The following is an 11,236-nucleotide window of genomic DNA, read 5'->3' on the forward strand; positions in this document are numbered from 1 at the left end:
TCATCTTCCTCGAGCACCGCCACGGCTCGGCCACCGGCGCGGGCCACAAGGTCTCGGTCGGGCGCATCACGCCGCCGTGGAAGATGGTGAAAGAGACGACGCCGACCATGCTGCGCTCGTCGCTCTTGGGCTTCGTCGCGGGCGTGCTGCCGGGGGCAGGGGCATCGCTCGGCTCCTTCATCTCCTATTCGATGGAGAAGAAGCTGGTCGATCGCAAGAACACCTTCGGCACGGGCGATCCGCGCGGTGTGGCCGCTCCTGAGGCAGGCAACAACGCGGCCGCAGGCGGGGCGCTGGTGCCGATGCTGGCGCTCGGCGTGCCGGGCTCGGGCACCACGGCGGTGCTGCTGGCGGTGCTTCTGTCGCTCAACATCACGCCCGGCCCCTTGCTGTTCCAGAACAACCCCGATGTGGTCTGGGGCCTGATCGCGGCGCTCTTTATCGCCAACTTCATGCTGCTCGCGATGAACATACCGATGGTGGGCATCTTCACCCGCGTGCTGATGATCCCGCCGCGCATCCTGATGCCGATCGTCGCGATGGTGTCCTTCGTGGGGATCTACGGGATTTCCGGCTCCAGCTTCGATCTGCTGGTGATGATCGGCTTCGGCGTGATGGGCTGGTTGCTGCGCAAGCTCGACGTGCCGCTGGTGCCGATCATCCTCGGGACGCTCCTGGGCAACACGATGGAGAACAACCTGCGCCGTGCCGTCACGATCTCGAATGGCGATTACTGGACGCTGGTCGGCAGCCCGCTGGCGATCGGTCTGTGGACCGTCGCGATCGTGGGCTTCATCCTGCCGCTGTTCCTGAGCCGCTTCGTGAAAGCGCGGATGCATGAGCGCCGCGATGACGAGGGTGCGATCTCGGACTGAGACCGCACCCCCTAGCGCAGGCCCCGCTCCTCCCCAGAGGGGCCTGCGCCGGTTCGAAGGAAGGGGCGGCGGTGGTCAACCCGCCGCCCCTTCCTCACCTCCGAGCCTTATTGCGTGGTCCAGCCCCCATCGACCGGGATCGAGGTGCCGGTCACGTTGTGCGCGATTGGCGCACAAAGCCACAGCGCGAGCGCCCCGATCTCGGAGGGGTCCGAGAGGCGCCGTGTGGGCTGTTTCTCCGCGAGAAGATCCGCGATCCCCGCCGCCCGGTCACCGCCATGGGCTGCTGCGCGTTCCGCGATCTGCGGCCCGAGGATGTCGGTCTCGGTCCAGCCCGGGCAGATGCAGTTGACGGTGACGCCGCCCGCCTCGCGCGTGCCCGCCTGCGCATATTCCAGCGCCGCCACCCGGCTCATGCCGACGAGGCCGAATTTCGAGGCCACATAGGGCGCCTTGTTGGCAGAAGCCACGAGCCCATGCACCGAGGCGATGTTCACGACGCGGCCATAACCGCGCTCGGCCATGTCCGGCATCGCGCGCCGCATCGTGTGGAACGCGCCCGACAGGTTCACCGCGAGAATGGCGTTCCAGATCTCGGGCGTGGCTTCGGCAAGGCTCGCCGTGCGCTGGATGCCTGCATTGTTCACGAGGATATCCGCGCCGCCCCACGCTTCAATCGCATCCATCATCGCGTCGATCTGCGCTGGATCGGCCATATCGGCGCCGAAGAACTTCACCTCGGGCGCGCCCGCGGCCTCCAGCACCGCTGTCGCCTCGGCGACCTGCGCCGCATCGGCCAGACCGTGCAAAGCAATGCGCGCGCCCGCCTCGGCGAGCGATTTTGCGATAGCCAGCCCGATGCCCTGCACCGAACCCGTTACCAGAGCCGTCTTTCCATCCAGTCGCGACATTAGTCCTCCTCCGTCACCATTTTGCGCAGCTCGGTTTTCAGCACCTTGCCGTAATTGTTCTTGGGAAGCTGCGTCACCACGCGATACGCCTTGGGGCGCTTGAACCGCGCGATCTGCTCGCAGCAATGTTGATCGAGGGCGGCGGGGTCGATCTCGGCCCCCGGCGCGGGCGTGACGAAGGCCACGACGCTCTCGCCCCATTCCGGATCGGGCTTTCCGACCACCGCGACCTCGTGGACCGAAGGGTGCAGGAGCAGCGCCTCCTCGACTTCGCGGGGGTAGATATTCGTGCCGCCCGAGATGATTATGTCCTTGGAGCGGTCCTGCAGCGTGACGAAGCCGTCCGCGTCCATCGTGCCCAGATCGCCGGTCCAGAGCCAGCCGTCGCGCAGCGCCTTCGCGCTCGCCTCGGGGTTCTGCCAGTAGCCCGCCATCACCGCGGCCCCGCGCACGAGGATCTCGCCGGTCTCGCCCGCGGGCAGGGGGCGGCCTTCGGCATCGGCGATGCGCACCGAAACCGGGCTATGTGCTTGACCGACCGAGGCCAGCCGCGCGCGCCAGCGCGGATGGGCCCGGTCCGCCACCAATTCGCGCGAGAGGGCGGTGATCGTCATCGGGCTCTCGCCCTGACCGTAAATCTGCACGAAACGCGGCCCCATCACCTCGACCGCCTCGATGATATCCGCGACATACATCGGCCCGCCGCCATAGACGATCGTCTTGATGCCCTCGCCGGTCTGGCCCGTGGCGCGGGCGCGGTCCACCAGACGGCGGATCATCGTGGGGGCGGCGAACATCGAGACATGTTGCAGCTTCGGCGCGAGATCGAGGATTTCGTCGGCCTCGAACCCGCCCGAACGCGGCACCACATGGCGCGCGCCGCGCATCACATGGACGAAGTTGTAAAGCCCCGCGCCATGCGACATCGGTGCGGCGTAGAGGATCGCGTCCTGCGGTTCGACGCTGTCGACATCCGAGAAATAGCCCAGACACATCGCCTGCACATTGGCCGAGGTGATGCACACGCCCTTGGGCCGCCCGGTCGTGCCGGAGGTGTAGAACAGCCAGACCGTCTCGCTTTCCGCGATCTCGACCGGGGCGGGCATCGGGTCATGGCGCAGAAGATCGGCATAGGCCGGGCCTTTCAGGTCCACCGTTTCGACGCCCAGATCGTTTTCCGGGCCGCCGGTGAAGGCCAGCTTCGCCTCGGAAGCTTCAACGATCCATGCGGCCTCGCGCGGGTGCAGCTTGCCGTTGATCGGCACCGCCACCGCGCCTGCGAACCAGATGCCATAGATCGCCTCGAGATATTCGGGGCAGTTCTTGGCGAACAGCGCCACGCGGTCGCCCGGCGCGATCCCTTTCGCCACCAGCGCGGCCCCGATGCGGGCGGCACGGTCGGCGAATTCCGCATAGGTGGCGCGCAGCTCCTCGCCCTGCAGCAGCGCGGGGGCGTCGGGGGTGCGGACCGCACTGCGGATCAGCCACTCCGCCGGGTTCATGCCGCGCGCTCCGCTTCGAGGATCGAGCAGTAATTCGCGACGCCCGAGCCGCCCATGTTGAAGACGCAGCCCAGCTCCGCGCCGGGCAGTTGCATCTCGCCCGCCTGACCGGTGAGCTGCATCGCAGCCAGCACATGCATCGACACGCCGGTCGCGCCTACGGGATGGCCCTTCGCCTTCAGCCCGCCCGAGAGGTTCACCGGCAGCTTACCGTCGCGCAGTACCAACCCGTCGTCGATGGCCCGCGCACCGGAGCCTTGCGGCACAAGCCCCATCGCCTCGTAGACGAGCAATTCCGCGATGGTGAAACAGTCATGGACCTCGGCGAAGGAGAGATCATCGACACTGACGCCTGCCGAAGCATAGGCACGGCGGAAAGCCTCTGCCGGGCCCTCGAAGGCCAGCAGATCGCGGCGCGACATCGGCAGGAAGTCATTGACCTGCTCGGCTGCGCGGAAGGCGATGGAATTGGCGAAATCGCCCGCGCGGTCGTCTGCGACCATGACCAGCGCCGCCGCCCCGTCGGAGATCAGCGAGCAATCGGTCATCCGCAGCGGCGGGGCGATCATCGGGTTCTTGTCGCTGACCGTGTTACAGAAATCGAACCCCACATCCTTGCGCATCTGCGCCAGCGGATTGGCGAGCGCGTTGTGGTGGTTCTTTGCCGCGATCCGGGCGAGTGCCGCGGAACGGTCGCCATGCGCCTGATAATAGGCCTGCGCGAAACGTGCGAAGATCTGCGGGAAGGAGACGCCCGCTTCCTCCATCTGGTACGACGCCCCGGCCAGCGCCTCGGTCACGCCTGCGGTGTCCTTTGCGGTCATCTTCTCGGCCCCGATCACCAGTGCGGCCTTCACCCGGCCCGAGCGGATCGCATCGCGCGCGGCATAGATCGCAGCCGAGCCGGACGCGCAGGCGTTCTCCACGCGGGTCGCGGGCGTGAAGCGCAGCTTGTCGTCGATCCCCAGCGCCAGCGAGCTTGCGAACCCGTCCGGCACCAGCCCGGAGTTGAAATGCCCCAGCCAGATGCCGTCGATCTCCGCCGGGTCGATCCCTGCGTGCTCCAGCGCGCCGCCGCCCGCTTCGAGAACCAGATCCTCGAGCGTGCGCCCCTCCAGCTTGCCGAATTTCGTATGGCCCCAGCCGACGATCTTCGCGTCCATGCGGGTCTCCTCCCAATGATCCTCCGTTGCGGGGGAGACTAGCGCAGGGGCGGCACGACCTCTATTCGTAGAACTACGCTATCGGGAGAAGAGGATGGAGCAGGACCTGCTGGACAGCGATGAGATGGCGGTGCTGGCGTTCGAGCATGCGCCGGTCGGGCTGGCGGTCACCCGCGACCGGGTGATCGAGCGGTGCAACGCGCGGTTTTGCGAGAGTTTCGGCTATCGCGAAGACGAGTTGCCGCAGCGCTCGCTCGCCGTGCTCTACCCGTCGCAGGAGGAGTTTCTGCGCATCGGGGAGATCGGGTTGCGGCGGATGCGCGAGACCGGGCGCTATGCCGATGAGCGGATCATGCAGCGCCGCGACGGGTCTCTGTTCTGGTGCCGGGTGCGGGGACAGTCGCTGACGCCCCACGATCCCTTCGCGCGTGCAGTGTGGAGCTTTGCCGATCTGTCGGAATTGCGGCCCGTCGTCGATCTGACCGCGCGCGAGCGGCAGGTGGCAGCGCTTCTGGCCGAAGGGCAGACCAACAAGGAGATCGCGCGGGTGCTGGAGCTGTCACCGCGCACGGCAGAGGCCCATCGCGCGCGGCTGCAGGCGAAACTCGGCGCGCGCAACACCGCCGAACTGGTGGCGCGGCTGACGGGGCTGCCGCTCTAGACGCGTCGCCCCAATGAAAAAGGGGCGCCGATGCGCCCCTTTCTGTCTCGTTTCCAAATCTGGCCCAGATCACGAATGCGGTTCAGGTGACGCCTCAGGTGTCGACCGAGGCGGCCGTTCGCTACGCTGCGGGGTGAGCTTGCTCTGGATAATCGCGAGCGCGCTCGACAGCGAGGCGGCTTCCTGAGAGCTCGTCGCTTCTTCGGGGAAGACGTATTTGCCGTTCGCGATGCTCTTGGCATCCTCTGCCAGCCGCTCGACCGGGCGCAGCAGCAGCTTGAGGAACACCAGCGTCACGCCGAGCAGGCACAGCGCCGCGGCTGCGACCGTCGCCAGCGTCACCTGCGTCAAAACCGGCAGATCGTTCGAGATGTTGTCGCGGCGTAGAACCGCGAAGACGCGCCAGCCGAAGTTGGGCAGTTTGTTCCAGACGAAATCCGGCGCAAAGGCATAGGTTCCGCCGTCCTTGCCGTCGACAAGGTGGAAGACGCCGGAAGACTTGCTGCGCAGGCTCGCGCTCGAGGTCAGGCTTTTGGGCAGGGGCGTGCTCTCGTGACGGGTGTCGATGACCGTATCGCCGTTGATGTCCTGCACGACCACGTCGATGCCAAGCTCCTTGCTCGCCTCGAACAGGAAGCTGCGCACCCATGCGATCCGCACGCGGTAGACGAGCACGCCGATCTTCTGGCCGTCCGGGCCCTTCACGGGGGTGGAGAGGTTCAGGAAATACTCCATCTTGCCGGTCAGCGCATTGGTGGCCGTCTCGGTGATGGAATCGACCGACGGCACGCGGATACCATCGCGGAACCACCGCTTGGAGCTGACATTCTTGCCGACTTCATAGCCGTTCGAGCCGGAGATGATCGTGCCATCGGGCGCGGCGAAGCCTGCCCAGGCGACCTGACCCCCGGTGCGGGCGACGGCGTCCATGAACTTGTTGATGTCGTCTTGCGACGCGGTGCCGATGCTTCGCGCAACGGCATGCATACTGTCCCATTCGCGCATCAGGGCCGTGTTGAAGCTGAGCGCGATCGCATCCGAGCCTCTCAGGACCAGTTTGTGTTCAATGGCTGTCTGAAATTCATGGGCCTGATCCGACACGACCTTGGCGACGAAGACGGCCGTCGCTGCCACGACGAGCACCATCGCCAGAGCGGTGCGTAGGAAAATGCCTCCGAGATTGTGATGTCGACGAATGGTCATCTTCGCTTCAATCCTACGTTAATTGTAGAAGGGGTCCGATTTAAATCATGGTTACTGAGTAAATACGGCGAGAAAGTGGTGCGGGCCCATTTCAAGGTAAATTTTTTCGCGGACCGGAAGGATGGCTTGCAAAGCGCAAAGCGATGCCAAACACTCGAAGGAACAAGCTCCCGGGGCACGGGGCTGCGAGGGCTCGATCGACGGGTCTTTCCGCAAAAACCAAATAGCAGATCGAGGGGCCGCAAAGGTCTCGGGCACAGGCTTACAGGACACGTAATATGCAAAAGATTCAAGATGTAAGCGTCGCGATCGCGACCTGTCTGGCACTGTCACTGGGGGCGGGCTCGCAAGCCCGCGCGGATGGCACGTTTGTGCAGTTCGACGCGGCGCAGAATACCTCCGACACGGTCTTTTCGATGTCGCGCGGGAAAGTGAGCTTCAGCGCGAATTTCTCGGATTACGATGGCGGATGGTCGACCGGCGCGGCCGTGACGCGGGACTTCGCGCTCGAGGGAATCGGCACGCTGAAGCTCGGCCCCAGCATCGGGCGCACCTTGGCGGACGATAACTGGCGACTCGGCGCGCGCGTGGGGCTGGAGCGGTATACGCCGACCAGCTTCGGGCATGTCTTCATGCTGGGGCAATACAACACGATCGATCAGGACTGGTTTGCGGTGTTTCAGGCCGGGAACCGCTCCGGGCTGGGGCTAGAGCTCTCGGCTGGCGGGAGCGACACCTATTCCGAGCGTACCATCGCGGTGACCCAGAAAATCGACGGCGGGCCGGTCTCGATCCGGGCGGGGTGGCGCGCGTTGGCCAAGGAAGCCTTCGTCGGCATCTCCATCAATACCTATTAATCGCGCGCCCCGCGGGCTCACTCGTCCGAGGAGAATTTCGGCAAGAAACGGCGGTAGATGTCGTGCAGAAGCGCGCTCGGGCGAACATGGCTGACGCCCGGCTCGTTCCCTTCGGCATAGAAACGCACGAACAGTTCTTCGCGCTGCTCCTCCGTCGGCAGAAGCTGGAGGCGCGCGCCATCGCGGGTCTTCGCGATGACGTAGCATTCGATCGGGTCGGTGATCAGGTCGATCGTCAGGATCCCCCGGGTCTGTTCCGGCAGGGTCAGGCCACGCAGGCGCACCGTGTCCATCGTGAACGAGGTCATCCAGACCCAGTATTCCGTGCCGTCGGAGACGAAGGAAATCCGCTCGGGCTTGTCGGCCACATGGATTTCGCGCCGGGGCAGCTCGACGCAGGCACGGCAGGTCGCGGCCAGCAGGAACAGGTTATAGACCGTCCAGAACAGGATCACCCATTTGCCGTCGCCTGCGTCGTAATAGGCGAAGCGGTCCCAGACGATCCCGATCAGAAGGCCGCCCAGCGTCAGGAAGAACAGGATCAGGAACGGCATCATGATCCGCCATTGCACGACGACTTTCGACCGATCCCCGCCTTTCGCCGTCACCGAAAACGGGTGGCCATGGGGCCGCAGCAAGCCGGTGAACGCGGCGCGCGCGATCGGGATCGCGCCGATCAACTGGCTCACGTCGTTCAGCAGCGGCACGACCATGCCGCGGCTGAGCATGTTCAGTATCATCAGGCTCCACAGGTAATAGACCCCGAAATAGCTCAGCACATCCGCGAGGCCCGCATTCACCACCGTGATGTTGAAATACCAGTAGAGCAGCGGGTAGCAGATCGCCGCGATCCGGAAGGGGAAGGTCGTGGTCCAATAGAAGATCGAGTCGATGACGCTCCAGCGGTCGCGCAGTCGCAGGTTGCTTTTCGAGAACGGGCCGAGCGAGGACCGCGCGATCTGCATCAGGCCGAGGCACCAACGGGCGCGCTGGGTGATGTATTCCTTGAGGCCTTCGGGGGCGAGCCCTTCGGTCAGCGGCTCGGCCAGATAGACGGTGCGCCAGCCTGCGTTCTGCAACGCCAGCGTCAGCATGAAATCCTCGGTCACGCTCTCGGTGTTGAAGCCGCCGATCTCGCGCAGCGCGCTCCAGCGGCAGACCGAGGAGGTGCCGCAGCAAAAGGCGATCCCCCAGCCGTCGCGCGCGGGCTGCATCTGGTCGAAGAAGAAGCGCTGCTCGTCCGGGTAGGAGCTGTCGAGGCGAAAATTGTGCTGGATCGGGTCGGAGTTGAAGAAATGTTGCGGCGTCTGCACGAGGCCCACTTCGGGGTCGTGGAACAGCGCCAGCGTGCGCGAGATGAAGCCGCGATGGGGCACGAAATCCGCATCGAGGATCGCCACGAAATCGGGCTGCACTTCTTCCTCGGCCAGCCGGTCCAGCGCGTGGTTGATATTGCCCGCCTTCTGCCCCTCGTTATCGGCCCGGCGCATGTAGCGCACACCCTTGGTCTCGCAGAAATCGCGCAGCCAATCGCGGCGGCTGTCGTCGCAGACCATGATCATCTTGTTGCGATGGCGCAGGAATTTCGCGCCCACGATAGTGCGTTCGAGAACGTCGCGATCCTCGTTATAGGTGGCGATCAGGATCGCGACGAGCGGCTCTTTCTCCGTCGGGAGATTGGCGTATTGATCCGCTTCCTCGCTGCGCAGCTTGATCCGCGACAGAACCAGAAAGGCGCTGAGCGATCCGATCATGGTGAAGACTTCGAGAGCGTAGAGAGACCAGCTCGCCAGAGCATCCAGCGTCAGGCCGGGCGGGGCGAGGGTCTCGGTCGCGCGCCACCAGATATAGCGCAGCGCGAGCACAGCGCTGATCCCCAGCAAGACCGCCCGGTGCCAGTTGCGCCGCGGTTTGACGAAGCTCGGCAGAATGGCGGTGATGCCCACGACGAGGATGAGCTGCATCGCCGCCGAGCCAAGCTCTCCCAGTTGCGGATAGAAGAACATGCCGCCCCGCCCTCAGCGCAGGAAGTCGAGGGGACGATGCTCGAAGAACACCCGCCCGGTGCGCCCCACGGGACAGTCGAGATCGGCATCGGATTTCAGGTCCGGAACGAGAAGCGTCACGTCGTAGCGCTCGAGATGTTTCTGGCTCGGCGCGATGGCGAGGTGCTGGTAGACGCGCGCCGCGCCGCTGCCCGCGAGCCGCGCAATCGTCGCGTCGTAGATCTTGTCGCGGGCAGCCAGCTTGAAGGTCGCGGAATCGCCCACCTTGAGGTTGTTGTAGACGCCTTCGCTCACCGAGGCGGTCACCAGCGAGACGTCGCAATCGACGAGCGACATGATCGGGTCGCCGCGCTGCACCGTCACGCCATCCGCCTGCTGGGTCTCCCAGTAGATCCCGTTTGCAGGCGATGTCACTTGGCTCGAGGCCAGAGTGTTCACCCGCGTCTGTTCCTTCGACCGGCGCGCGTCGAGCGTCTGGACGCGGGTCTCGGCCTCGGTGAGGTCCGCCTCGAGCGAGGCGATCTCCTCGTCGAGAAGCGCGCCGCGCTGTTCGGAGCTCGGCGCGTCATTATAGCCGTCGCCCAGATAGACGCCGGACTTGGCGGCATCGAGCGCGTTTTCAAGCAGCGCCACGTCTTCGCGCGCTTGCGTCACGGGGCCATTCTCCGCCGGGGCGGTCTGCGCCACTTTCGTGGCACTCGTCTCCGAGCTTTGCGCATTGGGCTGCAGCCGGTCGAGCCGCGCGCGGGCGAATTTCAGCTTCGTCTCGATCTCGGCGATGCGATGCGTGCGATAGAGCTTAGTGCGCGCGCTATAGGCGTCGCGTTGCGTGCGTTTGGCGGCGAGGTCGCTTTTGATCCGCGCGACATTCGCCTCGGCATTCGCCTGCTCCATTCGCAAATCTTCGAGCCGCGTCGTGTCCGAAAGGATATCATCGACGGTGGCCAGCCGCTCACCCTTGTCGACATGGGCGCCAAGCGGTCGTTTCGGCATCGAGAGTTTGCCGGCGGTGCTGCTGCGCACCGTGACCACGGGCGCATTGACGACGGCATCGGCGCTCACGCCCGACATCTGCTCTCCGACGATCACCCAAAGCGCGCCCGCGACTAAAACGATACCGATGACAGGGCGAAAAGTTTTCAATTCGGGGCTCCTCGAGATGACACGTTACAGCGGGGCGGGGCCAATAGGTTTAACAACCTATAAACGTAACGTAATTGCAAGATGCAACCCAAGGTCTATTGAGAATATTTGGTTTGTGATGCGACGCGGCACCCAAGATGAGCGGCGGCGTGAGGAGGGCGCCTCGCATGAAATGCGCGTCGATAATGCGAATGAAAATCACTCGTTCGTGATATGCTTCCCGGTCTCAGGAGGAGGATTCACCATGACCGATCCAGCCAATGCGCGTCGCTTGACGGCGGCCGATTTCGACCAGGAACTTCTCGATCTTTACGATTACTATGTCCATGGCAAGATCTCGAAACGGGAATTTCTCGATCGGGCGGGGAAATGGGCAGTGGGCGGCGTGACCGCGCTGGCGATCCTCGGGGCGCTTGCCCCCGATTATGCGCTGGCTCAGCAAGTGGCCGAGGACGATCCCGACATTCTGGGCGAAGACATCACCTATGACAGCCCAAACGGCACCGGCGAGATTACCGCCTATCTCGTGCGCCCGACGCAGATCGATCCGGACACCCCGCCCGCCGCGATCCTCGTCGTGCATGAGAACCGCGGCCTGAACCCCTATATCCGCGACGTGGTGCGCAGGTTGGCCAAGGCGGGCTTCGTGGCGATGGGCCCCGATGGGCTGTCCTCGCTCGGCGGATATCCGGGCAATGATGACGAGGGGCGCACGATGCAGCGCAGCCTCGATCAGGGCGCGCTGCTCAACGATTTCTTCGCCGGGTTCGAGTATCTCCAGACGCTCGACGGCACCAATGGCAAGGTCGGCGCGACTGGGTTCTGCTATGGCGGGGGCGTGGTGAACAAGCTCGCCGTCGCCTATCCCGAGATGGGCGCGGGCGTGCCGCTCTACGGGGCTGCGCCCGACTCTGC

General features: G+C 64.8%; 10 protein-coding genes. 4 read left to right on the top strand and 6 right to left on the bottom strand.

The window, feature by feature from the left end; all coding sequences use genetic code 11:
- Positions 1 to 875: tripartite tricarboxylate transporter permease (locus tag B3D39_RS15910; RefSeq protein ID WP_286789869.1), on the top strand; the 875-nt coding region annotated here is incomplete at its 5' end.
- Positions 876 to 982: 107 nt separating this feature from the next.
- Here B3D39_RS15910 and B3D39_RS15915 read toward each other — a convergent pair.
- From B3D39_RS15915 to B3D39_RS15925, 3 genes are read right to left on the bottom strand one after another with little or no spacing between them, the layout of a single operon-like run.
- Positions 983 to 1,786: a 3-hydroxybutyrate dehydrogenase gene (locus B3D39_RS15915; protein WP_274962379.1), complete on the bottom strand. Its 804-nt coding sequence runs from the start codon at positions 1,784 to 1,786 to the stop codon at positions 983 to 985.
- On the bottom strand, positions 1,786 to 3,288 hold the full coding sequence (locus B3D39_RS15920) for a class I adenylate-forming enzyme family protein (RefSeq protein ID WP_274962380.1): 1,503 nt from the start codon (positions 3,286 to 3,288) through the stop codon (positions 1,786 to 1,788). Before B3D39_RS15920 ends, B3D39_RS15915 begins: the two co-directional genes overlap by 1 nt.
- The gene (locus B3D39_RS15925; protein ID WP_274962381.1) at positions 3,285 to 4,451 is read right to left on the bottom strand and encodes an acetyl-CoA acetyltransferase; all 1,167 of its coding nucleotides are present in this window, start codon (positions 4,449 to 4,451) and stop codon (positions 3,285 to 3,287) included. The genes B3D39_RS15920 and B3D39_RS15925 overlap by 4 nt, the downstream gene beginning before the upstream one ends.
- Before the next feature lie 94 nt (positions 4,452 to 4,545).
- On the opposite strand from B3D39_RS15925, the gene B3D39_RS15930 reads away from it, so the two are divergent.
- Positions 4,546 to 5,112 carry a PAS and helix-turn-helix domain-containing protein gene (locus B3D39_RS15930; RefSeq protein ID WP_274962382.1) on the top strand — a complete coding sequence of 189 codons (567 nt, stop codon included), beginning with the start codon at positions 4,546 to 4,548 and terminating at the stop codon, positions 5,110 to 5,112.
- A gap of 69 nt (positions 5,113 to 5,181) precedes the next feature.
- On the opposite strand, the gene B3D39_RS15935 is transcribed toward B3D39_RS15930, so the two are convergent.
- Entirely contained in the window at positions 5,182 to 6,315 is a 1,134-nt protein-coding gene (locus B3D39_RS15935; protein WP_274962383.1) for a cache domain-containing protein, read from the bottom strand.
- Positions 6,316 to 6,593: 278 nt separating this feature from the next.
- Here B3D39_RS15935 and B3D39_RS15940 point away from each other — a divergent pair, with 278 nt between their 5' ends.
- The gene (locus B3D39_RS15940; protein WP_274962384.1) at positions 6,594 to 7,172 is read left to right on the top strand and encodes a hypothetical protein; all 579 of its coding nucleotides are present in this window, start codon (positions 6,594 to 6,596) and stop codon (positions 7,170 to 7,172) included.
- A 17-nt stretch (positions 7,173 to 7,189) separates the two neighbouring features.
- On the opposite strand, the gene B3D39_RS15945 is transcribed toward B3D39_RS15940, so the two are convergent.
- Together B3D39_RS15945 and B3D39_RS15950 are read right to left on the bottom strand one after the other, a co-directional pair.
- Entirely contained in the window at positions 7,190 to 9,178 is a 1,989-nt protein-coding gene (locus B3D39_RS15945) for a glycosyltransferase (protein ID WP_274962385.1), read from the bottom strand.
- 12 nt (positions 9,179 to 9,190) lie between these two features.
- Positions 9,191 to 10,321: an HlyD family secretion protein gene (locus B3D39_RS15950; protein WP_274962386.1), complete on the bottom strand. Its 1,131-nt coding sequence runs from the start codon at positions 10,319 to 10,321 to the stop codon at positions 9,191 to 9,193.
- A 244-nt stretch (positions 10,322 to 10,565) separates the two neighbouring features.
- Here B3D39_RS15950 and B3D39_RS15955 point away from each other — a divergent pair.
- Positions 10,566 to 11,236 (top strand): dienelactone hydrolase family protein (locus tag B3D39_RS15955; RefSeq protein ID WP_286789870.1); only part of this gene is annotated, 671 nt, incomplete at its 3' end.

The organism is Thioclava sp. UBA3469 (genome assembly GCF_002378135.1).
Classification (GTDB): domain Bacteria; phylum Pseudomonadota; class Alphaproteobacteria; order Rhodobacterales; family Rhodobacteraceae; genus Thioclava; species Thioclava sediminum.

Coding starts and splice junctions, on each gene's coding strand:
- B3D39_RS15915 (WP_274962379.1), bottom strand. CDS start 1,786: ATGTCGCGACTGGATGGAAAGACGGCTCTGGTAACGGGTTCGGTGCAG.
- B3D39_RS15920 (WP_274962380.1), bottom strand. CDS start 3,288: ATGAACCCGGCGGAGTGGCTGATCCGCAGTGCGGTCCGCACCCCCGAC.
- B3D39_RS15925 (WP_274962381.1), bottom strand. CDS start 4,451: ATGGACGCGAAGATCGTCGGCTGGGGCCATACGAAATTCGGCAAGCTG.
- B3D39_RS15930 (WP_274962382.1), top strand. CDS start 4,546: ATGGAGCAGGACCTGCTGGACAGCGATGAGATGGCGGTGCTGGCGTTC.
- B3D39_RS15935 (WP_274962383.1), bottom strand. CDS start 6,315: ATGACCATTCGTCGACATCACAATCTCGGAGGCATTTTCCTACGCACC.
- B3D39_RS15940 (WP_274962384.1), top strand. CDS start 6,594: ATGCAAAAGATTCAAGATGTAAGCGTCGCGATCGCGACCTGTCTGGCA.
- B3D39_RS15945 (WP_274962385.1), bottom strand. CDS start 9,178: ATGTTCTTCTATCCGCAACTGGGAGAGCTTGGCTCGGCGGCGATGCAG.